The organism is Microbacterium sp. BWT-B31 (assembly GCF_041379855.1).
In the GTDB taxonomy this organism is placed as follows: Bacteria; Actinomycetota; Actinomycetes; order Actinomycetales; family Microbacteriaceae; genus Microbacterium.
Genome location: NZ_JBFECU010000020.1, coordinates 1 through 23,430, shown reverse-complemented (window position 1 = coordinate 23,430; position 23,430 = coordinate 1). Strand labels below are relative to the sequence as shown.

Here is a 23,430-nt window from a genome sequence, read left to right as displayed (position 1 = left end):
GCGTCATGATTCATTCATGTCGATCCGCGTCGCGCTCGAGCATCGCACGAGCTATGACTTCGAGCGTCCGGTGACGGTTCACCCGCATCTGGTGCGGCTGCGGCCCGCGCCGCACTCGCGCACGCCCATCGAGGCGTACTCGCTCGAGATCAGCCCGAAGAACCATTTCGTGAACTGGCAGCAGGACCCGTTCGGCAACTGGGTGGCGCGCGTCGTCTTTCCCGAGAAGGTCAGCCGGCTCGAGATCACGGTGGGCCTCGTGGCCGACCTCATGGTGATCAACCCGTTCGACTTCTTCATCGAGGCCTACGCCGAGCGCTTTCCGTTCGCGTACGCGCCCGAGCTCGCCGCCGACCTCGCCCCGTACCTCGCGCCGGTGCACGACAGCGCGGCGGCGGACGAATGGATGCGGCAACTCCCCCCGCTCGCCGGCGACGGCGTGCCCACGGTGGGCTTTCTCGCCGACCTCAACCGGGCCGTGCACGCCTCCGTCGCGTACGACGTGCGCATGGAGGCGGGGGTGCAGTCGCCCGACGAGACCCTCGCTCGCGGAATCGGCTCGTGCCGCGATTCGGCGTGGCTGCTGGTGAGCCTGCTGCGCTCGTACGGCCTGGCCGCCCGCTTCGTCTCGGGGTATCTCGTGCAGCTGGCCGCCGATCAGGCGTCGATCGACGGCCCCAGCGGTCCCGTCGCCGACTTCACCGACCTGCACGCGTGGGCCGAGGTGTTCGTGCCCGGCGCCGGCTGGATCGGGCTGGATGCCACCAGCGCACTGTTCGCCGGAGAAGGGCACATCCCCCTGTCGGCCACGCCGCACCCGAGCTCGGCCGCCCCGATCGAGGGGGCGACCGAGCCGGCGCGGGTGGAGTTCTCGTTCCACAACGAGGTGCGTCGCGTGCACGAGGACCCGCGCACGACGAAGCCCTACACCGCCCAGCAGTGGGAGCGCGTCGACGCGCTCGGCGAGGCCGTCGACGAGCGCCTGCGCCGCGGCGACGCGCGGCTCACGATGGGCGGCGAGCCGACGTTCGTGGCGCTCGACGACGCCACCGCACCCGAGTGGAACACCGCCGCCGACGGTCCGCGCAAGCGGGAGCGGGCCAACGAACTCGCCGAACGCCTGCGCGTCGCGTACGCGGCGGGCGGGGTCGTGCACCGCGGCGACGGCAAGTGGTACCCGGGCGAACCCCTGCCGCGCTGGAACATCTCGCTGCAGTGGCGCGCCGACGGCGAGCCGATCTGGCATCGCCCGGACCTGTTCGCCGACCCGTGGACCGGCACGCCCGACCCGGACGCCGCCGCGCACGCCGAGGCGGTCGCGCGGAGCATCGTGTCGGTGCTGGGCCTGCCTCGCGAGCAGCTGCTCCCCGCGTACGAAGACCCGCTCGTCGCGCTCGCCGCCGAGGTGCGCAAGCCCGCCGGCCCGCGCCCGGACGCCGAGGGCCCCGACCTCGAGGGGCTCGCCGCGCTCGACGCATCCGTCGGCCTGCCGACCGGATGGGTGCTGCCGCTGAACACCGACAACGGCTGGATCAGCCCCGCATGGCGCTTGCGCCGCGGGCGCCTGGTGCTCATCGCCGGCACGAGCGCGGTCGGGTTCCGTCTGCCGCTCGACGCCGTCGCGTGGAACGACCCCGAGTATGTCGGCGAGCCGTCGTACCTCGAGGGCGAGACGCTTTCCGCGCCCGGCATCCCGCCGGTGCGCGTCGTCGACCCCGAGGCCGCGCCGCGCACGGCGCTCGCGGTCGAGGCCCGCGGCGGGTTCGTGCGCGTCTTTCTTCCGCCGACCACGGGGCTCGAGGCCTACCTCGACCTGCTGGCGGTGGTCGAGACGGCCGTGACCGCCGTCGGGACGCCCATCGTGTTCGAGGGGTACGGCCCGCCCCCCGACGCGCGCCTCACGCAGCTCACGGTGACGCCCGACCCCGGCGTGATCGAGGTCAACGTGCAGCCGACCCACTCGTGGGCAGACCTGCGCGACCTCACGCTGACGCTCCACGAGCACGCGCGCCACGCGCGCCTCACGACCGAGAAGTTCGAGCTCGACGGGCTCCACACCGGCACCGGCGGCGGCAGCCACCTCACCCTCGGCGGCGCCCAGCCCGTCGACTCGCCGCTGCTGCGCCGGCCGGATCTGCTGGCCAGTCTGGTGGCGTACTGGCAGCGGCATCCGTCTCTGTCGTACCTGTTCTCGGGACGCTTCATCGGCCCGACCAGCCAGGCGCCCCGCTTCGACGAGGGCCGGCCCGAGGCCGTCTACGAGATGGAGATCGCGCTGCAGGAGGTGCGGCGCCTTGCGACGGTGGCCGATGATCCGGATGCCGCGGCCCTGCCCTGGCTCATCGACCGGGCGCTGCGGCACCTGCTCACCGACCTCACCGGCAACACGCACCGCGCCGAGTTCTGCGTCGACAAGCTCTACAGCCCCGACTCCAGCCGCGGCCGGCTGGGCCTGTTGGAACTGCGCGGGTTCGAGATGCCGCCTCATCCGGAGCTGGCGCTCGTGCAGGCGCTGCTCGTGCGCAGCCTCGTGGCGATGTTCTGGGAGAAGCCGTACGCGGCGCCGCTCGTGCGGTGGGGCACGCGCCTGCACGAGGACTTCCTGCTGCCGCAGGGCGCGACCGCCGACATCAACGCGGTCGTCGCCGACCTGCGTGCCCACGGCATCGCGTTCGAAGAGACCTGGCTCGACCCGTTCACCGAGTTCCGGTTCCCGCGCATCGGCATGACGCGGATCGCCGGCGGACCCGGCCTGGGCATCGAGCTGGAGCTGCGTCAGGCGATCGAGCCGTGGCACGTGCTCGGCGAGGAGGCGACCGCGGGCGGCACGGCGCGCTACGTCGACTCGTCGGTGGAGCGCGTGCAGGTGCGCGTTCGGGGCGTCGACCCCGAGCGGCACCTCGTCACCTGCCAGGGCGTGCCGGTGCCGCTCACCTCGACCGGGCACCTCGGCGAGTACTACGCCGGGGTGCGCTACCGCGCGTGGCAGCCGTGGTCGGCGCTGCATCCGTCGATCCCCGTGCACGCGCCGCTCACGTTCGAGGTGGTGGATGTCGCGGCCGAGGCGAGCCTGGGCGGGGCGACCTACCACGTCGTGCACCCGGGCGGCCGGGCGTACGACCGGCCGCCGGTCAACGCGAACGAGGCCGAGGCGCGGCGCGCCAGCCGCTTCGAGGCGCGCGGGCACACCGCGGGGCATCTCGACATCGCCGCGATGCGCGAGGCCGCGCGCCGCGCGTCGAGCCCCGACTATCCGCACACTCTCGACCTGCGGAGGGTGGCGCAGTGAGCATCCTGCACGAATACGCCGCCGGACTCACCGCAGCGACGCTTCCGATTCCGGGCGCCGGGGCGATCGACGCCGTCGCCCGCTACGACGAGGTGATCGGTCCCGAGGGGGCGCTGCGCCCGGCGTGGAAGGCGCTCGCGTCGGCGACGGTGAACCTCACGGCGGCAGAGCTGTCGAGGGTGGATGCTGAGATCTCGGCGGCCCTCGCCGACGACGGCGTGACCTACACCCACCGCGACGGTCCGCTCGCGTGGCGCCTGGACCCGTTCCCGCTCGTGCTCGACGCGGCGACGTGGACGCAGCTGAAGGTCGGCCTCGCCCAGCGCACCGAACTGCTCAACGCCATCATGGCCGACCTCTACTCCGACCAGCGCCTGCTCGCCGACGGGGTGATTCCCGCCGCCGCGGTGGTCGCCCACCCCGGCTTCGTGCGCCCGATCGCGCGGCGGACCGTGAGGAGCGGGCATCCGCTCGTGCTGTCGGCCACCGACCTCGGGCGCGACGTCGACGGCGAGTGGCGCGTGCTCGCCGACCAGGTGCAGGCCCCCGCCGGGCTCGGGTACGCGATGGAGAACCGCCAGGTGGTCTCGCGGCTGCTGCCCGAGCTGTACCAGGAGGCGCAGCTGCACCGGCTCGAGCCGTTCTTCGCGGCGTTCCGCGACGCGCTGCTGAGATGCGGTCACGGCGACGACGCCGACCCGCGCGTCGTGGTGCTCACCGCCGGCACACGGTCCGAGACGTCGTACGACCAGGCGTTCATCGCCAACACGCTCGGCTTCCCGCTGGTGCAGGGCAGCGACCTCGTCGTGCACGAGGGGAGCGTATGGATCAAGCCGTCGCGCTGGCCGCGCGTGAAGCCGGTCGACCGGGTGGACGTCATCCTGCGCGGTGTCGGCGCGACGTGGTGCGACCCGCTCGAGCTGCGCGGCAACTCGAGACTCGGCGTCGCGGGCCTCGTCGAAGCCGTGCGCCGCGGGCGCGTGCAGGTCGTGAACGGCCTCGGAGCCGGGGTGCTCGAAAACCCCGCGCTGCTCCCGTTCCTGCCGGCCGTCTGCGAACGGCTGCTCGGCGAGCAGCTGCGGCTCGCGGCGGCGCCGGCGTGGTGGTGCGGCGACGGCGGCCTCGCCATCGTGCGCGAGCGGCTGCGCACCGACCCCGACTCGGTCATCGTGCGCACGCTCGACGGCAGTGCGGTCGCCGCGTCGAGCCCCCAGGAGCTCGAAGCGCGGATCGTCGCGCAACCGTACCGCTACGTTGGCGTCGGGCGCATCGCCCTGTCGCAGGCGCCGGTGTGGGGATCGGGCGGCACGGCGCACGCACGGATGCTGTCGCTGCGCACGTTCACGCTGCGCTACGGACCCGCCTACCGCCCGCTCGCGGGCGGTCTTGCCACGCTGGTCGGCGACGATGACGGCGCGCCGCTCACCAAGGACGTGTGGGTGCTGAAGTCCGACGCGGCAGAACCCGACCAGGGCCTGCCCGCAGCCGAGCCGATGCAGATGATCCCCTCGATCCCGGCGTTCTCGCCCCGCGCCCTCGCCGACATGTTCTGGGCGGGTCGCTACGCCGAGCGGGCCGAGGACGCGCTGCGCCTGGTCGTGGCCACGAACCAGCACGTCGCCCACGCGCGCGGCGGACGCTCGGTCGCCGGTGAGGTGCTGCTGGACGTGCTGCGCGAACTCGCGGGCATGCGCCACATCGAGGTGGATGCCGAGCTGCGGTCCCTGCTCGTGGACGCCGAGCGCCCCGGGTCGGCCGCGCACGGTCTGGCGGGCATGCGCGGAGCGCTCGAGGGCGTGCGCGACCAGCTCTCGGGAGACACCTGGCGGGTGTTCTCGATCGCTGATCGCGCGGCGCGGGCGCTGCGCGAGTCGGTGCACGCGCCGCAGATCGCCGACGCCGCCGAGCGGATGCTGACCGCGGTGCTGTCGATGCACGGCGTGACGGCGAACATGATCCGCGACGACGGCTGGCACATGTTCGAGGCCGGGCGCTATCTGGAGCGCGCGGTGCAGCTGTGCACGGTGCTTCGGGCGACGACGGCCTCGCGCAACGCCGCCGCCGACCGCGAGGTGCTGGACGGCGTGCTGCTGGCATCCGAGAGCCTCGTCACCCACCGCCGTCGCTACCGCGGCTACGGCGGCACGCGCAGCGTGTTCGCGCTGCTGCTGAAGGACGAGGACAACCCCCGCTCGCTGGCGTTCTGCCTCGCCCGGCTGCAGGAGCACCTCACGGCCCTTCCCGACTCGACCGGGTCGACCCGCCCCGAGCGGCTGCGCCACGAGATCGCCGACGCGCTGGCCGCGGTCGATGTCGCCGCGCTCGCGGCGAAGTCGTCGAACCGGCGCCGCACCGCGCTGGCCGACTACCTCGACGACACCGCCCACCTCGTCGCGCAGCTCGCCGACGCCATCGCCGCGCTGCACTTCGAGGCCGGTCCGCCGGCGCTGGAGATGTCGGCGCTGTCGCTGATCGAAGAGATGACCCGATCGTGAAGACCTACCAGCTCAGCCACCGCACCGAGTACACGTACGACCGGCCCGTGCGCAACAGCCTCGGCACGTATCACCTGCGCCCGCGGCAGCTGCCGTGGCAGCGGGTGGCCTCGCACGAGGTGTCGGTCGCACCGCTGCCCGGCGACCTCGGGGTCGACACCGACTACTTCGGAAACTCGGCGACCTACTTTCACGTCACCGAGCCGCACTCGCACCTCGTGATCGAGGCGGCGAGCGAGGTGTCGGTGTTCACGCCCGCATACGATCCCGACGCGCTCGCGCAGGCGTGGGAGCGGGCCCGTCCGCTCGAGGACGGGGGCGGGGGCGACGCGTGGGCGGCGACGGAGTTCGCCCTCGAGTCGCCCCGCGTCGCGCACATCCGAGAGGCCGCCGAGTACGGCGCGGTGTCGCTCACTCCGGGTCGCCCGATCGGCGAGGCCGTGACCGACCTCATGCATCGCATCCACGCCGACTTCGACTACGACACGAAGGCGACCACGGTCACCAGCACCGTCGCCGACGCGATGCGCAAGCGCGCGGGGGTGTGCCAGGACTTCGCCCACGTGGCGCTCGCGTGCCTGCGCAGCCACGGCGTCGCCGCCCGGTACGTGAGCGGGTACCTCGCGACGCAGCCGCCGCCGGGCAAGGAGCGGATCGTCGGGGCGGATGCCTCGCACGCGTGGCTCGCGGTCTGGGTGCCGGCGGGACCCACCCGGCGCGAGGCTCCGCGCAGCGCGTCGGCGATGCGCGGCCAGGACGAGGGGGCCGGTCAATGGCTGCACATCGACCCGACCAACGACCAGTGGGCCAACGACCGCTACATCACCGTCGCGTGGGGCCGCGACTACGCAGACGTGGCACCGGTGCGCGGCATCATCTGGTCGAAGGCGAAGAAGTCCACGCTGCGGGTCGCGGTCGACGTTGCTCCGGTTCCCGAGGCGGGCGTGCCCGTGGGGGTCTGATGAAGGCGTTCCGGTGCCGCGTGTGCGACGCGCCGCTGTACTTCGAGAACTCGGTGTGTGTGTCGTGCGGGTCGGCGCTGGGCTACTGGCGTGAGGAGCGTGCGATCGTGCCGGTCGATGCCGAGGGCCGCTACGTCGCGGCCGACGGGTTGATCTGGCACGTGTGCCGCAACCTCAACCTGTCGGGCTGCACGTGGCTCGCGCGCCTCGAGGGCGGGCAGTGCGAGGCATGCGACCTCACGCGCGTGCGGCCGAACGACGCCGACCTCACGGGGCTTGCGAACTTCGTGCCCGCCGAGCGGGCGAAGCGCCACCTCGTGGCCGAGCTCGACCGGCTCGGTCTGGGCACCGAGGGCCTCGCGTTCGACCTGCTGTCGAGCGAGCGGCAGCCGGTCGTCACCGGGCACGTCGACGGCGTGATCACGATCGACCTCGCCGAGAGCGACACCGCGCATCGAGAGGGCCTGCGCGCGCAGCTCGCCGAGCCGTACCGCACGCTGCTCGGGCACTTCCGGCACGAGATCGGGCACTTCTTCCAGTGCAGGCTGGTGCGAACGGATGCCGCGCCCGCCCGATTCCGCGAACTGTTCGGCGACCCCGACGCCGACTACCGGGCCGCGCGCGACCGCCACTATGCCGAGGGGCCGCCCGCCGACTGGCCGGTGTCGTTCATCTCGGCCTATGCCGCGATGCATCCGTTCGAGGACTTCGCCGAGACGTGGGCGCACCTGATGCACATCCTCGACACGGTCGACACCGCAGTCGCATACGGGCTGGTCGACGAGGCGCGGGTGACCGGGATCGACCTGCGGATGCTGGTGACGAAGGTCTGGGTCCCGCTGTCGACCGCGCTCAACCTCGTCAATCGCTCGATGGGCAAAGACGACCTGTACCCCTTCGCGATCCCCGCTCCGGTGCTCGACAAGCTGGAGTTCGCGGCGTCGCTGCTGCCCTTCGACCGCTGAGCGAACGGCAGCCGGCGCCCTCACACGAACGTCGGCACATCGGTCCAGGCATCCGGGGCCGGCGCAGCGCCGTCGCGCACGATGGTGCCCTCGATGAGACCGTACGGGCGGTCGGCGGCGTAGAAGACCTCGTTGGGGTTGTCGAGGCCGAACGGTGAGAGGTCGTAGGCGAAGTGGTGCTTGTTCGGCATCGCGAAGCGCACCTCGGCGATCTCGGAACGCGCCTCGATCGCGGCCTTGCCCATCGCGAACAGGGTCTGCTGCAGGGCGAGCGAGTGCACGGTCGCGAAGGTCGACAGCAGCACCGAGAGCACGTCGGCGTACAGCCCGTTGTAGTCGATGCCGGCCTCGACGGCCTCGGGCAGAAACCGCCAGCGCCCGGTCACCGAGGTCGCCATGATGCGGTCGTGGGCCTCGGCGAGGGTCGTGTACCGGTCGCGCGGAAAGCCCGCGAACTCGCTGCCGGTGGATTTCAGCACGACGAGGTCCTTCACGCCGCCGGTGACGTGGGTGGCTCCGCCGATCTTCTGCACGGTGGCCAGGCGCGTGCCGGCGCTGCGGCGCACGAACGAATGGTCGTGCGGACGGCCGTCGACCGTGATGCGCTCCCACTCGTACTGCTCGGCTTGCCAGAGGCCCCCCTCGATCCAGTCGAACGCGTCTGTGAAGTGCGCGCCGAGGGTCAGCAGGTACTCCTCGGGCGAGGGGATGCCGTGCTCCTTCGCGAACGCGAACGCGGTGTTCTTCTGGGTGTCGGTGGCCACCACGAGACTGTTGTCGCCGTCGAGGTACGACGAGGCCAGTGCCGCGCCGCTCAGCTGCGAGGTCACGTTCAGGTCGACGATCTCGTGCCGCGGGGTGTCGCGATAGATGCGGACGATCCGGTTCTCGGCCTTGCCGTACTTGTTGTCTCCGAGACTCACCGACACCATGACTAGCTCCCTCTGTAGGTCGAGTACGCGAACGGGCTGAGCAGCAGCGGCACATGCAGGTGCCGGTCCGTGTCCGAGACGGTGAAGGTCACGGTCACGAGCGGATAGAACGAGCGGATGCCGCGGCCTTCGAACCACGCCCCGGTGCCGAACGTGATGGCGTACATGCCGGGTTCGAGCGCGTCGGGGCCGAGCGCGAGGCGGCCGTCCGTGTCGGTGAAGCCCTGCGCGACGCCCTCGACGGCGCCGCCGGGCAGGTGCCGGGCCAGCGAGACGACGACGTTCACCGCGGGCGTGCCGGTCGTCGCGTCGAGCACGTGGGTGGTGAGGTGGCTCATGCGGGGACTCCTTCGTCCGCGGGGGAATCGGCGATCGCACCGCGCAGGCGCAGCAGCGCGATCTCTGCGAGCTGCCCGGTCGCCTCGCGCGCCTCGGTCTCGTCGTCGTTGCCGAGGCGCCGGTCGAGCTCGGCGAGCATCTCTTCGGCCGTGCGCCCCGCCGCACGGATCAGGAACACGCGCCCGAAGCGCTGCTCGTACGCGGCGTTCCCCGCGGCGATGCGGGTCGACACGTCGGGCGAGGCATCCGTCATCGACGCCTGCTCCCGAACGGATGCCGCGGCCCCCGCCCCTTCGCCGCGCGGCCGCTCGCCGATGCGGGGGTGGTGCGACAGCGCCTGGTCGAGGTCGGCGCGGGTCCACCCGACGGCGAGCCCGGCCGCGGTCGCCGCGAGCGCGTCGACGGATCCGTACGGGCGCCCGGCGACGACGGCGTCGACCCACGCCGGGATCGCGGCCCATACTCCGACGAGGTCGCGCGCGGCTGCGGCATCCGATCGGTCGAACTGGTCGATAAGCACGCGCCCAAGCTAGCGGGCCGTCGTTTCGGCCGCATGAAGGAGACGTTGCACGCACGCGGTTCACGAGGCTGAAACGTGATGCGCACGTGCATGAGACATCCATCCGACAGGCTGTGCGATGAGGAAGGGGGGCCAGCATGCGTGCATCGGCCGCGCGTCGCTTCGTCATCCGTGCGGCGAGGGCGTTCATCGAAGGATCGTTCCAGCCCGCGGGGGTCGTCGTCGAGGGCGATCGCATCGTCGACGTGCTGGGTCCGCGCGACCGGGTCGCGGGGGCTCTGGCGACACTCGTGCCCGACGACGCGGTGCTGCTGCCGGGACTCGTGGACTCGCACGTGCACGTCAACGAGCCCGGCCGCACCGAGTGGGAGGGGTTCCGCTCGGCGACCCTCGCCGCCGCGGCCGGCGGCATCACGACCCTCGTCGACATGCCCCTGAACTCGATCCCGCCGACGACGACTCCCGAGGCGCTCGAGGTCAAGCGCTCCGTCGCGGGCCCGTCCGCGTACGTCGACCTGGGGTTCTGGGGCGGGGCGGTGCCCGGCAACCTCGGGTCGCTGCGCCCGCTGCACGAGGCGGGCGTGTTCGGCTTCAAATGCTTCCTGTCGCCGTCGGGCGTCGACGAGTTCGCGCACCTCGACCGCGCGCAGTTCGCCTCGGCCATGGAAGAGGTCGCGGCGCTCGGCTCGCGGCTCATCGTGCACGCCGAGGACCCGGCGCTGCTGCGGGCCGACGGCGCGCTCGGGCGCGAGTACGCGGCGTTCCTCGCGTCGCGGCCGGCCGAGAGCGAGGCGTCCGCGATCCGGCTGGTGATCGACCAGGCGCGCCGCACGGGCGCCCGCGCGCACATCCTGCACCTGAGCGATGCGGGGTCGCTGCCCGCGATCCGCGAGGCGAAGGCATCCGGTGTGAAGCTCACCGTCGAGACCTGCCCGCACTACCTGACCATCAGCGCCGAGCAGATCCCCGACGGCGCGGGCGAGTTCAAATGCTGCCCGCCGATCCGAGATGCGGCAAGCCGCGACCTGCTGTGGGCGGGCATCGTCGACGGCACGATCGACGCGATCGTGAGCGACCACTCGCCGTCGACGGTCGACCTCAAGCGCTCCGGCGGCGGGGACTTCGGCCTCGCGTGGGGCGGGATCGCGGGACTGCAGGTGGGACTGTCGGCGGTGTGGACCGAGGCGCGGGGTCGGGGCATCCGTCTCGAGACCCTCGTGCCCCTGTTCACGACCGGGCCCGCCGCCGTCGCCGGTGTGCCGGACGCCGGGGTCATCCGCCCGGGCGCCCCGGCGAACCTCACCGTGTTCGGCCTGCACGACACCTATGTGATCCACGCCGATCGGCTGCTGCACAAGAACCCGATCACCGCGTACGACCGCCGCATGCTGTCAGGACGCATCCGCCGCACGTGGCTGCACGGGGCGACGGTGTTCGATGTCACCGAGGGCGGCGCGGGCGAGGCGCCGCACCTGCGCGGTGCGCCGCGCGGGCGTCTGCTGTCGGCGCCCGTCGGCGTGGCACGATGAGGGGCATGGCGACCAGTGTCGCGGTGCTGCAGCCGGGTGAGGGTCCGATAGACGGCGACCACTATCTGCCCGCCACGCCGGCGACGGTGCGGTGGGGGCGGCTGCCGAGCAGAGCGGATGCCGCAGCCCTCGAGATCTCGCCGGGTGAGACGGTCACCATCGACACCGTGAGCCATGAGGGCATCCTCGAAGACCAGGGCAAGGACCCGCTCGCGTTCTTCGGCGGGCACGGCGTGGACCCCGCCGCGGTGCTGCGCGACGCGGTCGAGATCGCCTCGGCGCTGTCGCGCGACCCCGCGGTCGACGGACCGCACGTCGTCACCGGGCCGATCCGGGTGGCGGGTGCGATGCCGGGGGATCTTCTGAAGATCACCGTGCTGACGCTCCGGCCGCGCGTGCCGTACGGCGTGATCTCGAACCGGCACGGCAAGGGCGCCCTGCCCGGGGAGCTTCCCCGCGGCGAGGCGAACGTCAGCGTCTTCACGCCGGTGGCCGAGCGCGCGGGCGGACTCGTCGGCGTGCTGCCGGTGGTCGACGCGGGCCCCGCGGCGGTGGAGTTCCCGCTCGCGCCGTTCCTCGGCACGATGGGCGTCGCCGTCGACGCGGACGAGCGCCCCCACTCGGTGCCGCCCGGCGCGCACGGCGGGAACATCGACATCAAGCTGCTCGTCGAGGGCACGGTGCTCTACCTGCCGGTGCAGGTCGAGGGTGCGCTGGCCTACGTCGGCGACCCGCACTTCGCGCAGGGCGACGGCGAGGTCGCCCTGACCGCGCTCGAGGCATCCCTTCGTGCCACCCTGCGGTTCGATGTCGTGCCGCGCGAGGTCGCGCTCGCCGAGTTCGGCGAGGTGCGCGGCCCGCTCGTGCGCACGCCCGAGCACCTCGTGCCGACGGGACTCGACCCCGACCTGAACGTCGCGATGCGCAACTGCGTGCGCGCGGCGCTGTCGCTGCTGCAGGCCCGCTACGGCATGCAGGAGCACCTCGCCTACGCGTACCTCAGCGCCGCGACCGACTTCGACATCTCGCAGGTCGTCGACATCGTGTGCGGGGTGCACGCCAGAATCCGCGAGGCGGACTTCGCGGGAGTGCCGGGAGTCACCAGAACAGGAGAAATCGCGAAACGAGGAGGATTCGGCCCCGGTCGTCCTCGATTGGCGACTTCCCCTCATCTCACGACAGGCGTGGGGCAGAGCACAGCGCCCTTCGACGGGTCGATCTGGCGGCTCGTCGGCGACCCGCTGCTCGAAGGCGCCGGGTCGGGGCCGCTCGCGGGGCTGTCGGTCGCGGTCAAGGACCTGTTCGCGATCGAGGGCCACCGCATCGGCGCGGGCAACCCCGCCTTTCTCGCCGGCGCCCGGGTCGAGACGACGACCGCCCCCGCGATCTCGGACCTGCTGCGCGGGGGAGCGTGGGTTCGGGGTATCGCCCGCACCGACGAGTTCGCGTACTCGATCGCCGGCGACAACGCGCACTACGGCACCCCGCCCAACGCCGCCGTGCCCGGCGCGCTGCCGGGCGGGTCCTCGAGTGGTCCGGCATCCGCCGTCGCCGCCGGCCACGCCGACCTCGGGCTCGCGACCGACACGGCAGGTTCGATCCGCGTGCCCGCGTCGTACCAGGGACTGTGGGGACTGCGCACGACGCACGGCCTCGTTCCGCGTCAGGGTCTTCTGCCGCTGGCGCAGTCGTTCGACACGGTCGGCTGGCTCGCGCGCGACGGCGATACGCTGCAGCGCGTCGCGGACTGGTGCCTGAGCTGCGGCTCGGAGCCGACCGAGAACCTGCTCGGGGCGTCCGACCCCGGGCTGCCGTGGCGGTTCGTCGTGCCGCAGGAGGCGCTCGCGGCCGCCGAGCCGGCGACCCGCGCGGCGTTCGAGGCGCTGCTGGCCGCGCTCGCGGCATCGGTCGACGCGCCCGCGATCGAGTCCGTGTCGATCGGACCCCTCGACGACTGGTTCGAGCCGTTCCGCACGGTGCAGGCCGCCGAAGCGTGGCGCAACGACGGCGCATGGTTCGAACAGCACCCGGATGCCGTCGGCCCGGCGATCGCCGAGAGGCTGCGGGGTGCGGCATCCGTCACCGCCGCCGCCGAGGCGGGCGCTCGGCGCGCGCTCGAGCCGCTCGCCGAGCGCCTGCGCGCCCTCGTCACGGACGCGGTGCTGGTGCTTCCGACCGTGCCCGGCCCTGCGCCTGCGCGATCGAGCCACGGGGCCGCGATCGACGCGGTGCGCGCCGCGACCCTGCGAATGACGACCCCCGCCGCGGCCGCGGGCCTGCCGGCGCTGTCGATCCCGCTGCTGACGGTGCCGTCGCGGCTCGGTCCTGCGCCGGTCGGCGTGTGCGCCGTGGCCCGCGCCGGCGCCGACATCGCGCTCGTGCGGCTCGGCCGACGCCTGGAAGGAGCCCTCGCATGACCGCAGCCGCCATCCCCGGCCCGATCGACCCGCCCGCGCGCCTGCTCATGGGTCCGGGGCCGATCTCGGCGTACCCGAGCGTGCTGCAGGCGATGTCGGCGCCGCTCGTGGGGCAGTACGACCCGTTCATGACCGCGACGATGGCCGAGACTCAGGATTTGTACCGCGGTGTGTGGGCGACGCGCAACGACGCGACGCTGCTCATCGACGGCACATCGCGCGCGGGGATCGAAGCCGCGCTGGTGTCGCTCATCCGCCCCGGCGACCGCGTGCTCGTGCCCGTGTTCGGGCGCTTCGGGCATCTGCTCGCCGAGATCGCCGAGCGCGCGATGGCCGAGGTGCACACGATCGAGACCGAGTGGGGGCAGGTGTTCCCGGTGCCGGTGATCGAGGCGGCGATCGAGCGCGTGCGGCCGACGCTGCTCGCGCTCGTGCAGGGCGACACGTCGACCACGATGTGCCAGCCGCTCGACGAGATCGGTGCGCTGTGCGCCAAGCACGGCGTGCTGTTCTACACCGACGCGACCGCGTCACTGGGCGGCAACGCGTTCGAAGCCGACGAATGGGGGCTGGATGCCGCGACCGCGGGCCTGCAGAAATGCCTCGGCGGTCCTTCGGGCTCGGCGCCGCTGACGCTCAGCGACAAGGCCGTCGAGGTCGTCAGATCGCGGGCGAAGGTCGAGGCCGGCATCCGCGAGCCCGGCGACCCGGATGCGGCGGACTTCGTTCGCTCGAACTACTTCGACCTCGGCATGATCCTCGAATACTGGGGGCCGCGACGGCTCAACCACCACACCGAGGCGACCTCGATGCTGTACGCCGCGCGCGAGTGCGCCCGCGTACTGCTGGTCGAGGGACGTGAGGCCGTGATCGAGCGGCACCGCCTCGCCGGTGCGGCGATGCTCGCTGGCGTGCAGGCGCTCGGGCTCGACGTCTTCGGCGACGTCGCGCACAAGATGAACAACGTGGTGGCGGTCGAGATCCCGTCCGGGGTGCCGGCAGATGCGGCGCGCGCCGCGCTGCTCGAAGACTTCGGCATCGAGATCGGCACCTCGTTCGGTCCCCTCCACGGACGCGTGTGGCGCATCGGCACGATGGGCTACAACGCCCGCGAAGACGCCGTGCTGACGACCCTCGCGGCGCTGGAGACCGTGCTCGCCCGGTACGGCGTGCCAGTGCCGGCAGGCGGCGGGACGGATGCCGCGACCGACGTGTTCCGGGGGGCGTGAGCCGTGGCATCCGCCCTGCTCGTCACCGGCCCCGACCGCATCGCGGCCGCCGCGCACCGCGTCATGGCGCGGTGCGACGAACTCGCGCGCGTGTCGGCGGCGACCGGCGGCATCGAGCGCGTGTACCTCTCGCCCGAGCACGCCCGCGTGAACCGGCTCGCAGCCGAGTGGATGCGCGAGCTCGGCATGACCACGACGCAGGATGCCGCGGGCAACCAGGTCGGCAGGCTCGAGGCGCACTCGCCCGACGCTCCCGCGCTGCTGCTGGGCTCGCACCTCGACACCGTGCCCGACGCAGGGCGCTTCGACGGGATCGCGGGCGTGCTCATGGCGCTCGAGGTGGTGCGCCTGCTGCGCGTGCCCGCCGACGCAGACCGGTGGCGCTCGCCGCTGCCCTTCGCGCTGGAAGTCGTCGCCTTCTGGGACGAGGAGGGCACGCGCTTCGGCAAGGCGCTGCTGGGCTCGTCGGCCGTGGCGGGCGTGTGGCACGACGATTGGTGGGCGTTGACCGATGCCGACGGCACGACGCTGCGCGAGGCGTTCGTCGAGTTCGGGCTCGACCCCTCTCGCATCGGCGAGGCCGCGCGCCGACCGGACGAGCTGGTCGGCTACCTCGAGGCGCACATCGAGCAGGGGCCCGAGCTCGACCAGCGTGGCGAGTCGCTCGCGGTGGTGTCGTCGATCGCGTCGGCGAGGCGCTTCCAGCTCGTCGTCGAGGGCGAGGCCCGGCACGCCGGCGGCACGCCTTATGAGCGGCGCCGCGACGCGCTGCTCGGCGCATCGGAGGCCGCCCTCGCCGTGGAGCGCGTGTGCCGCGCCGAGCACCACGTCATCGGCACCGTCGGGCAGCTTGAGGCCTACCCCGGCGCGGTCAACATCGTGCCCGGCGAGGCGCGGCTCTCGCTCGATCTGCGCGGCGAGTTCGACGGCTCGCGCGACCGGGTGTGGTCCGCCCTCTCGCACGAGTTCGACGTCATCATGGGCCGCCGCGGCCTGCGCTGGTCGGCGCGCGAGGTGCACGCGGCACCGGCGGTGTTCTGCGCCCCGACGCTGCAGGGCGCGTTGCGCGCGGGCATCGTGTCGACCCTGCCGTCAGGCGCTGACGAGCCCGCCGTCCTGTTCAGCCGCGCCGGCCACGACGGCATGGTGATCGGTGAGGTCGCCGACGTCGGAATGCTGTTCCTGCGCAACCCCGACGGCATCAGCCACCACCCCGACGAGGCGGTGTCCGAGGCCGACGTGGGCTTCGGCATCCGTGCCCTCGCCGAAGCGGTGCTGCAGCTGGCCGCCGACCGCTGAACGGATCAGTTCGACGAGGTCGCCATGCCCATGCGGTTGAGCGCGATGTTCTCGATCACCTGCACGACGTTGTAGAACAGCAGCGTCACGATCGTGATGAGCGCCACCGAGGCCCACAGCTCGTCGAAGCGGGCCGAGGCGGTGAACTTCACGATCATGCCGCCGATGCCCTGACCGGTCGAGAGCCACTCCGCAAGCAGCGCCCCGGTGACGGCGGCCGGCACCGACACGCGCGCGGCGGCGAACAGCGACGGCAGCGCCCCCGGGATGTTCACCTTGCACAGCTGCGTCGCCCGGCCCCCGCCGTACACGTGCACGAGATCGAGGCTCTCCTTCGAGGCACGGCTCAGGCCGAACATGATCGACGCGAGGGCGGGGAAGAGCACCACGATCGAGCCGATGACGGCGACGGATGCCGGTGTCCCGCGTCCCGTGATGAGGATGATCACCGGGGCGATCGCCACCAGCGGCACCGAGCGCAGCAGCAGCGCGAGGGGCATGACCCCCATCTCGACCGACCGCGACAGCGAGAACACCAGCGCCAGGACCGTCGCGATGATCATGCCGACGACGAACCCCAGCGCGGCATCGGCGAGCGTCTGCCACAGCAGCGGCACGAGCGCGGCGCGGTTGTCGGCGGCCTCGGGTTCGACGAAGAGGAAGCTCCAGACCTCGACCGGGCCCTTGGCGACGTACGACGAGATGCCGGTGAGGTTCACGACCGCCCACCACAGGGCGAGGATGATCGCGAAGGTCAGCAGCGCGTTGACGAGCGAGCGGCGCAGGGCGCGTGCGAGAGCCGCGTTCATACGGTCACCGCCCGCCCGGACACCCACGGGGTCACCGCTCGCGCGAGGAGCCCGACGAGCGCGTACCCGATGAGCGCGACCACCGCCGACAGCAGGAACACCGCCCACACCCGCGGCGAATCGAGGTCGCCCTGCAGCTTGATGAGCGTGATGCCGACGCCGCGGTCGATGCCGCCCATGTACTCGCCGAGGATCGCGCCGAGGAACGCCGACGGCACGGCGATCTGCAGGGCGGTGAGGATCGCCGGCAGCGCCGCGATCAGCCGCACCTTGCGCAGCTGCGTGAAGCGCGTGCCGCCGTAGACCCGCACCACATCGAGGCTCGCGCGGTCCGATGAGCGCAAGCCCAGGAGCGCGCCGACCACGGTCGTGAAGAACACCGCGAGGGCGGCGAGGAAGATCGCGGTCGCACTCGGGTCGCCGGGGCGCTTCGCGCCGCCGAGCACCACGATCGCGATGCCGCCGACCGCGACCACCGGCAGGCAGTAGCTCACGACGGCGATCTGCGTCACGACGGTCTCGATCTTCGGGGCCAGCAGCACCGTCGCCGCCAGCAGCAGCGCGAGGGCGTTGCCCCACGCGAACCCGATGAGCGCCTCGGTGATCGTGACCTGGAACACCGTCCAGTACGGGGCCAGGCCGTCCTGCCAGATCGTCTGGAACACGACGAACGGCGACGGCACCGGCGTGAACGTCGTGCCCGGCGGCGGGCGGAAGATCGTCACCGAGAACAGCCACCACGCGACGATCAGCGCGGTGACGCCGATGATCGCGGCGAGCCAGCCCGGAATGCGGCGCGCGCGCATCAGGACTCCGCGTCGGCGCGGCCGTCGGCTCCGAACAGCAGTTCGGACGCCTGGTCCACGAGCGCGTGGAACTCAGGGCTGCGCTGCAGATCGGGCGTGCGCGGATGCGGCAGGTCGACCTCGATGATCTCTTTGATGCGTCCCGGGCGCGGCGACATCACCGCGACCCGGTCCGACAGGAAGATCGCCTCCGAGATGCCGTGCGTGACCAGCAGCGTCGTCGCCGGCTTCTCGGTCCAGATGCGCAGCAGCTCCAGGTTGAGGTTCTGGCGCGTCATGTCGTCGAGCGCGCCGAAGGGCTCGTCGAGCAGCAGCACCGAGGGCTTGAGGGCGAGGGCGCGGGCGATCGACACGCGCTGGCGCATGCCGCCCGACAGCTGTGCGGGCTTGGCCTTCTCGAAGCCGGTGAGCCCCACGAGGGAGATCAGCTCGTCGATGTACGCCTTGTCGGCGCGGCGCCCGGCGACCTCGAAGACGAGCTTGATGTTGGCGTAGACGCTGCGCCACGGCAGCAGCGCGTGGTCTTGGAACGCGATGCCGAGCTGTGAGTCGCGGCGCAGCTGCGCGGGGGTCTTGCCGTCGACGTAGACCTCGCCGGTGGTGGGGGTCTCGAGGTCGGCGAGGATGCGCAGGATCGTCGACTTGCCGCAGCCAGACGGTCCGAGCAGAGCCAGGAACGAGCCCTTGTCGGTGTGCAGGTGGGTGTCCTGCAGGGCGGTGACGGTCTTTCCGCGGCCGCTGTCGAAGGTCTTCGACAGGCCGTCGATGCGGATGCCGGTGCCCGCCGCCGACGCCGGCGACAGGATCTCTCCCGTCGCCGGCGCCGTGGCCGCGGCATCCGTCTTCTGAATGTCGGTCATTTCGCTGAAACTGCGTCTCGTGGGCCTCGGGCTACGGCTGGTAGGCCTTGAGCTCGGGGTTTTCCTTGTAGATCTCGTCGATGATCGTCGTGTCGAACAGGTCGGAGGTCGACACCTCCCAGCCGGCGGCCTTCAGTGACGCCACGGTCTGCTCCTTGAGGTCGTCAGAGATCGTGAACAGGCCGTTGGCTTCGGTCTCGTCGGTCGAGATGAGCAGCTTCTCGGCCTCGAGGCCCTTGCCGGTCTTGACCGGGTCGAGCGCGCCGAAGACCGCCTCGAGGCCGTCCGCGGACTCGGACGCCGCCTGGTTGTAGTACTTCTCGATCAGGGTGACGGTGTCGTCGGTGGGCTCGGCGAACACGTCGGTCCAGCCCTTGATCTCGGCGATGAGGAACGCCTTCAGAAGGTCTTTGTTCTCGGCGAGGAACTGGTCGGTGACGCTGTAGGTCTCGGCCACGTACGGCACGCCGTTGTCGGCGTACGCGAGGTTGGTGACCTCGTACCCGGCGAGCTCGACCGTGAGCGCCTCGTTGGTGAGGTAGGCCATGAAGCCGTCGACGTCGCCGTTCATGAGCGGCGTCGGGTCGAAGTCGACCGGGACCACCTCGACGTCTGCCGGGTCGATGCCGTTCGCGTTCAGCAGCGCGGCGAACACCGACGCGTTGGAGTCCTGCACGCCGATCTTCTTGCCGATGAGGTCTTCGGGCTTCGTGATGTTCGCGCCGTCAGCGAGCGACAGGATCGTGAAGGGGTTCTTCTGGAACGTTGCGCCGATGATCTTGAGCGGTGCGTCCTCTTCGGCGATCGCCGCGCCGATCGAGGCGGCGTCGCTGAGGGCGACCTGCACGCTGCCCGACAGAAGCTTCGCCACGCCCGTGTCAGGACCCGAGATGCCGATGACGTCCGAGAAGCCGGCCTCGTCGTAGTAGCCGTTCTCGTACGCGTAGAACTCGCCTGCGAACTCCTCGTTCTTGATCCACGAGTACTGCACGCTGATCTCGCCGAACGAGTCGGCGCCCGCCTCGGCCTGGCCCGGCTCCGTCGTGCCCCCACCCGAGGCGCAGCCGCCGAGGACGAGCGCGGTCGCCACGGCCGCCGCCGCGATCGCGCCCAAGCGCGCGACTGTGCTGTGTGATGCCATCAGGAACCTCTTTCTGAAACGCTGTGCCGGCACCGCTCGGGTGACGCGCCGTGCCGTGGTGAAACGCTGTGTTGACCAGACGGTACGCGAGGCACGTTTCACACCGACGGTCACGGTGTTTCGATGATGTGACGAGTGCGCCCGGTCAGCCGTCGCGGTCGTTCAGCAGCCGCCACACGCGCTCGCGCGTGAACGGCTGCCGGAACGGGCGGCGCCCCACGGCGCGGGCGATGGCGTTGCCGAGCGCCGCCGGGACCGGGTTGTACGGCGACTCGCTCATCGACTTCGCACCGAACGGTCCCACCGCGTCGAACGTCGAAGCGAAGTACACCTCGGTGTCGGGCACGTCGGCGGACTGCGGCACGCGGTACAGCCGGAACACGGGGTTCGCCACGGCTCCGCGCTGGTCGATCAGCACCTCTTCGTACAGCGCCGCGCCGAGACCCTGCGCGGCGCCGCCCTCGACCTGGCCGCGCACCTGTGCGGGGTTCATCAGGAATCCGGCATCCGCCGCCTGGATCGACTGCAGCACCCGCACCGTGCCCGTCTCGGGATCGACGGCCACGCGTGCGGCGTGCACATTGAACGCGACGGTGCGCACGGTGCCGTCCTCGTGCCCGTGCCCGACGAGTCCAGGTCTTTCGCCCTCGCGCTCGATCTCGGCGCGCAGCGCGACGCATGCGCGGTACAGCGCTTTGCCGGCCGACATCATTCCGGCCGACGCGAAGGCCCCGGTGTCGTGCGGCACGAGATCGGTGTCTGAAGCCCGCAGCACGAGCCGGTCGCCAGAGACCCCGAGAACGGATGCCGCGATCTGGCGGTGCACCGTCGCGGTGCCGTTGCCGAACTCGGCGGTGCCGACCGACAGCTCGTACCTGCCGTCGCCCCGCAGCCGCGCCGACGCGTGCGCGACGTGGCCGCCCGGCGCCATCGACGCGATGAACGACAGCGCCATGCCCTCGCCGACGAGCCAGCCGTCGGGAGCCTCGACGCCGTTGCCGCGGCACAGCGCGTCCTGCGCGAGATCGAGGCACTCGTCGAGGCCGTGGCTGCCCCACACGATGTCGGGTTCGGCGTCGTCCCACACGGTGAGCAGGGCGTCGCCGTCGCGCACGGCGTTTCGGCGCCGCAGGTCGAACGGGTCGATGCCGAGCTTCTCTGCCAGCAGGTCCATCGCCGACTCGACGCCGAGGATGACCTGCCCGAGCCCGTACCCGCGGAACGCCCCGGACGGGATGTTGTTCGTGTACACGACCTCGGCGTCGACCCGCTTGACCGGACAGCGGTACACGTTGATCGACTCGGCGACCCCGTGGAACAGCACGCCGATGCCGTGGTTGCCGTACGCGCCGGTGTCGCTCAGCGCGTCGACCGCGAGCGCCGTGAGGATGCCGTCGCTGGTCGCGCCGAGCGTCACGCGCACGCGGAACGGATGCCGCACCGTCGAACGCCGGAACTCGTCACCGCGCGTGAACTCGTAGGCGACCTTGCGGCCGGTCTTCAGCACGGCGAGCGCGAGCAGGTCCTCGACGAACATCTCCTGCTTGCCGCCGAAGCCCCCGCCGACGCGCGCCGCGAACACCCGCACGCGCTCGCGGTCGAGCCCGAAGACGTGGGCGAGTTCGTCGCGCACGAGGAACGGCACCTGCGTGCTCGAACGGATCACGAGGCGCCCGTCGTCGTCGAGCCAGCCGATCGCCCCGTGCGTCTCGAGCTGCGCGTGCGAGACGCGCGAAGTCTGCCACTGGCCGGTGACGGTCACCTCGCTCGCGGCGAGCGCGGCGGCGGCATCCCCGCCGATCCCCTCGTGCAGCGACGCGATGACGTTGCGGGAGGCTTCGGCCACGCGATCCTCGGGCGTGCGGTCCGGGTGTACGAGCGGGGCGCCGGGGGAGCGGGCAGCCTCAGGGTCGAACACCGCGGGCAGCACGTCGTACTCGACACCGACCAGCCGCACCGCGCGGTCGGCCGCTTCGGCCGTCTCGGCGACGACCGCCGCGACCCGCTGCCCGACGTGCCGCACGACGTCGTCGAGCACGCGGGTGTCGTCGGGGTCGTCCTCGCGGTGCTCGTGGCGGGCGGTCGAGTAGCGGATCGCGGGGGCGTCGGCGTGGGTGAGGACGGCGATGACCCCGGGCACCGCCAGCGCCGCGGTCGTGTCGATCCAGGCGATGCGCGCGTGCGCGTGGGGGGACTCCACGACGCGCAGCACCGCGGATGCCGTCGTGTCGGTGTCGAACGTGAACGGCTCGAGTCCCTGCACCAGGCGCCGCGCGGGCTCGGGCACGACGGATTCGCCGATGCCCGCGGCATCCGTGCGTGGCCCGGTCTCGCGCACCGGGCCCAGCACCGACCGGCGGATCGCCTCGCGGATCGGGCGGTAACCGGTGCAGCGGCAGAGGCTGCCCTTCAAGCGCCGGTCGAGGTCGGGCAGATCGCCGGGGGTGAGGGTCGAGGCGGTCACCGCCATGCCGGGCGTGCAGAACCCGCACTGGTACCCGAAGCAGTCGATCAGGGCCTCCTGCACGGGGTGCAGCTCATCGCCGGGGGCCAGGCCCACCGCGGTCGTGACGGCTCGGCCTTCGACCCGCATCGCGGGGATCAGGCACGAATGCACGGGCTTGCCGTCGAGGATCACCGCGCACGCGCCGCAGTCGCCGGCGTCGCATCCCTTCTTGACCTCGTGGTGGCCGCACTCGCGCAGCAGGGTGCGCAGGCACTGGCCCGCGCGCGGCTCGGCGTCGACGGGGTCGCCGTTGACCTCGAACCTCATGGTGCGCGCCTGTCGCCCGCGAGCTCGCGGCGGATGCGCTCGGCCAGGACGCCGCTGACCGCGCGGCGCCAGTCGGCCGCGCCGAGCGGGTCGGAATAGCAGGGGATCGTCGCGATGTCGGCGGCGAGGGCGGCGGCATCCGGAAGCCGTTCGTACCGCCGCACGACCGGGAACTCGGTGGCGGCGGTCACGGCGAACGTCGCGGCGCCGCCGATGTCGAGGCGGCCGGTGACAACCGCGGCGGAGCGGCCGAGCTCGGCGAGGGCGATCTTCTTCAGGAGCGCGTGCGAGCGCAGGGCGGATGCGGGGATGTCGATCGCGCGGAGCACCTCGCCGGGGGCGAGCGACGTGCGGCCGGCGCCGATGACGAGGTCGGCGACCGCGAGTCGGCGGGCGCCGCCGTCGGGCGTCCACACCTCGGCGGTCGCGTCGAGGGCGACCGCGAGCGACACCATCGCGGCGGCGGGGAACGCCCGGCAGATGTTGCCGCCGACGGTGGCGGTGTTCCAGATCTTGAACGAGGCCAGCAGCGCGTTCGCGGCATCCGGGATCATGCTCGTCGCGACCCAGCCATCGGGAACCGGGATCGCGAGGCGCCCATGCGCCCACGCGACGAGGTCGGCGATCGTGCAGGTCGCGGCGATGCGCAGGCCGTCTGCGGTGATCTCGAGCGGGTCCCAGCTCATCGTGGTGAGATCGACGAAGCCGGATGCCTCGGCAAGCGGCTCGCTCATGAGCCATGTGCCGCCCGCGAGGAAGATCTCGCCGGGCGCGAGGGCGAGGTCGTCGCGCGTGCGCGCGGCGCGAAAGCTCTCGACGGTCGTGATGTCCATGGCTCGCCCCCTCTGGCCGGTCAGTCAAGCAAACGGGGGTTTCGACGGTGTTTCACAGCGTTGCCGAAACGGGTGGGGGGGTGCAACGGGGGCGGTCGCCCACGACCCTCTAGATGAGTGAGTCCGTTTGCCCTGATCGTCGTTGATGCGGCGTGGACGCTGTTAATGGCTGGCGGAGGGTGTTAACCCCGGTGTGTGAAAACTGAACTCAACACCCTCCTGATCACACTGT

17 protein-coding genes and 1 pseudogene are annotated in these 23,430 nt (G+C 72.0%); 9 read left to right on the top strand and 9 right to left on the bottom strand.

Features of this window, described 5'->3' with window-relative positions:
* Positions 1 to 16: 16 nt before the first annotated feature.
* Genes AB1K54_RS15620 through AB1K54_RS15605 form a run of 4 tightly spaced genes read left to right on the top strand, consistent with a single transcriptional unit; the run spans position 17 to position 7,711 of the window.
* Positions 17 to 3,289 (top strand): DUF2126 domain-containing protein, encoded by a 3,273-nt coding sequence (locus AB1K54_RS15620; RefSeq protein WP_371203681.1) that lies wholly within the window; start codon positions 17 to 19, stop codon positions 3,287 to 3,289.
* The gene (locus AB1K54_RS15615) at positions 3,286 to 5,784 is read left to right on the top strand and encodes a circularly permuted type 2 ATP-grasp protein (protein ID WP_371203680.1); all 2,499 of its coding nucleotides are present in this window, start codon (positions 3,286 to 3,288) and stop codon (positions 5,782 to 5,784) included. The genes AB1K54_RS15620 and AB1K54_RS15615 overlap by 4 nt, the downstream gene beginning before the upstream one ends.
* Positions 5,781 to 6,746, top strand: a complete 966-nt coding sequence (locus AB1K54_RS15610; RefSeq protein WP_371203679.1) for a transglutaminase N-terminal domain-containing protein — start codon at positions 5,781 to 5,783, stop codon at positions 6,744 to 6,746. The genes AB1K54_RS15615 and AB1K54_RS15610 overlap by 4 nt, the downstream gene beginning before the upstream one ends.
* Positions 6,746 to 7,711, top strand: a complete 966-nt coding sequence (locus AB1K54_RS15605; protein ID WP_371203678.1) for a putative zinc-binding metallopeptidase — start codon at positions 6,746 to 6,748, stop codon at positions 7,709 to 7,711. Before AB1K54_RS15610 ends, AB1K54_RS15605 begins: the two co-directional genes overlap by 1 nt.
* A gap of 20 nt (positions 7,712 to 7,731) precedes the next feature.
* Here AB1K54_RS15605 and pucL read toward each other — a convergent pair whose 3' ends face one another.
* From pucL to uraD, 3 genes are read right to left on the bottom strand one after another with little or no spacing between them, the layout of a single operon-like run.
* Entirely contained in the window at positions 7,732 to 8,643 is a 912-nt protein-coding gene (pucL, locus tag AB1K54_RS15600) for a factor-independent urate hydroxylase (RefSeq protein ID WP_371203677.1), read from the bottom strand.
* Positions 8,644 to 8,645: 2 nt separating this feature from the next.
* Positions 8,646 to 8,981, bottom strand: a complete 336-nt coding sequence (gene uraH, locus AB1K54_RS15595) for a hydroxyisourate hydrolase (protein ID WP_371203676.1) — start codon at positions 8,979 to 8,981, stop codon at positions 8,646 to 8,648.
* Complete coding sequence (gene uraD, locus AB1K54_RS15590; protein WP_371203675.1) at positions 8,978 to 9,502, bottom strand: 2-oxo-4-hydroxy-4-carboxy-5-ureidoimidazoline decarboxylase; 525 nt, start codon at positions 9,500 to 9,502, stop codon at positions 8,978 to 8,980. Before uraD ends, uraH begins: the two co-directional genes overlap by 4 nt.
* A gap of 137 nt (positions 9,503 to 9,639) precedes the next feature.
* Here uraD and allB point away from each other — a divergent pair, with 137 nt between their 5' ends.
* The 5 genes and pseudogenes from allB to AB1K54_RS15565 all read left to right on the top strand — a co-directional run bounded on the left by allB (position 9,640) and on the right by AB1K54_RS15565 (position 15,976).
* A complete protein-coding gene (gene allB / locus AB1K54_RS15585; protein ID WP_371203674.1) occupies positions 9,640 to 11,031 on the top strand; it encodes an allantoinase AllB in 1,392 nt (463 codons plus the stop codon).
* Positions 11,032 to 11,036: 5 nt separating this feature from the next.
* Positions 11,037 to 12,131: pseudogene (locus AB1K54_RS15580) on the top strand (acetamidase/formamidase family protein); the annotation flags it as partial.
* Positions 12,120 to 13,448 (top strand): amidase family protein, encoded by a 1,329-nt coding sequence (locus AB1K54_RS15575; protein ID WP_371203708.1) that lies wholly within the window; start codon positions 12,120 to 12,122, stop codon positions 13,446 to 13,448. The pseudogene AB1K54_RS15580 and the gene AB1K54_RS15575, both read left to right, overlap by 12 nt.
* Positions 13,445 to 14,677, top strand: coding sequence for an alanine--glyoxylate aminotransferase family protein (locus tag AB1K54_RS15570; RefSeq protein WP_371203673.1), 1,233 nt, complete (start codon positions 13,445 to 13,447; stop codon positions 14,675 to 14,677). The genes AB1K54_RS15575 and AB1K54_RS15570 overlap by 4 nt, the downstream gene beginning before the upstream one ends.
* A 3-nt stretch (positions 14,678 to 14,680) precedes the next feature.
* Positions 14,681 to 15,976: an allantoate amidohydrolase gene (locus AB1K54_RS15565; protein ID WP_371203672.1), complete on the top strand. Its 1,296-nt coding sequence runs from the start codon at positions 14,681 to 14,683 to the stop codon at positions 15,974 to 15,976.
* Positions 15,977 to 15,981: 5 nt separating this feature from the next.
* Here the strand turns inward: AB1K54_RS15565 and AB1K54_RS15560 are convergent, their stop codons facing one another.
* From AB1K54_RS15560 to AB1K54_RS15535, 6 genes are all read right to left on the bottom strand, one after another.
* Entirely contained in the window at positions 15,982 to 16,785 is an 804-nt protein-coding gene (locus tag AB1K54_RS15560; RefSeq protein WP_371203671.1) for an ABC transporter permease, read from the bottom strand.
* Positions 16,782 to 17,591 carry an ABC transporter permease gene (locus AB1K54_RS15555; protein ID WP_371203670.1) on the bottom strand — a complete coding sequence of 270 codons (810 nt, stop codon included), beginning with the start codon at positions 17,589 to 17,591 and terminating at the stop codon, positions 16,782 to 16,784. Before AB1K54_RS15555 ends, AB1K54_RS15560 begins: the two co-directional genes overlap by 4 nt.
* On the bottom strand, positions 17,591 to 18,451 hold the full coding sequence (locus AB1K54_RS15550; RefSeq protein ID WP_371203669.1) for an ABC transporter ATP-binding protein: 861 nt from the start codon (positions 18,449 to 18,451) through the stop codon (positions 17,591 to 17,593). Before AB1K54_RS15550 ends, AB1K54_RS15555 begins: the two co-directional genes overlap by 1 nt.
* Before the next feature lie 31 nt (positions 18,452 to 18,482).
* Positions 18,483 to 19,592 (bottom strand): ABC transporter substrate-binding protein, encoded by a 1,110-nt coding sequence (locus AB1K54_RS15545; protein ID WP_371203668.1) that lies wholly within the window; start codon positions 19,590 to 19,592, stop codon positions 18,483 to 18,485.
* Between the two features lie 145 nt (positions 19,593 to 19,737).
* A complete protein-coding gene (locus AB1K54_RS15540) occupies positions 19,738 to 22,365 on the bottom strand; it encodes a molybdopterin-dependent oxidoreductase (RefSeq protein WP_371203667.1) in 2,628 nt (875 codons plus the stop codon).
* Positions 22,362 to 23,198: an FAD binding domain-containing protein gene (locus AB1K54_RS15535; protein ID WP_371203666.1), complete on the bottom strand. Its 837-nt coding sequence runs from the start codon at positions 23,196 to 23,198 to the stop codon at positions 22,362 to 22,364. Before AB1K54_RS15535 ends, AB1K54_RS15540 begins: the two co-directional genes overlap by 4 nt.
* Positions 23,199 to 23,430: the final 232 nt, after the last annotated feature.

Bases quoted from the DNA above. Each gene is read 5' to 3' on its own strand.
- AB1K54_RS15605 (WP_371203678.1), top strand. From the start codon at position 6,746: ATGAAGGCGTTCCGGTGCCGCGTGTGCGACGCGCCGCTGTACTTCGAG.
- AB1K54_RS15570 (WP_371203673.1), top strand. From the start codon at position 13,445: ATGACCGCAGCCGCCATCCCCGGCCCGATCGACCCGCCCGCGCGCCTG.
- AB1K54_RS15555 (WP_371203670.1), bottom strand. From the start codon at position 17,591: ATGCGCGCGCGCCGCATTCCGGGCTGGCTCGCCGCGATCATCGGCGTC.
- AB1K54_RS15545 (WP_371203668.1), bottom strand. From the start codon at position 19,592: ATGGCATCACACAGCACAGTCGCGCGCTTGGGCGCGATCGCGGCGGCG.
- AB1K54_RS15560 (WP_371203671.1), bottom strand. From the start codon at position 16,785: ATGAACGCGGCTCTCGCACGCGCCCTGCGCCGCTCGCTCGTCAACGCG.
- allB (WP_371203674.1), top strand. From the start codon at position 9,640: ATGCGTGCATCGGCCGCGCGTCGCTTCGTCATCCGTGCGGCGAGGGCG.
- AB1K54_RS15535 (WP_371203666.1), bottom strand. From the start codon at position 23,198: ATGGACATCACGACCGTCGAGAGCTTTCGCGCCGCGCGCACGCGCGAC.
- AB1K54_RS15540 (WP_371203667.1), bottom strand. From the start codon at position 22,365: ATGAGGTTCGAGGTCAACGGCGACCCCGTCGACGCCGAGCCGCGCGCG.
- AB1K54_RS15620 (WP_371203681.1), top strand. From the start codon at position 17: ATGTCGATCCGCGTCGCGCTCGAGCATCGCACGAGCTATGACTTCGAG.
- pucL (WP_371203677.1), bottom strand. From the start codon at position 8,643: ATGGTGTCGGTGAGTCTCGGAGACAACAAGTACGGCAAGGCCGAGAAC.
- uraH (WP_371203676.1), bottom strand. From the start codon at position 8,981: ATGAGCCACCTCACCACCCACGTGCTCGACGCGACGACCGGCACGCCC.
- AB1K54_RS15550 (WP_371203669.1), bottom strand. From the start codon at position 18,451: ATGACCGACATTCAGAAGACGGATGCCGCGGCCACGGCGCCGGCGACG.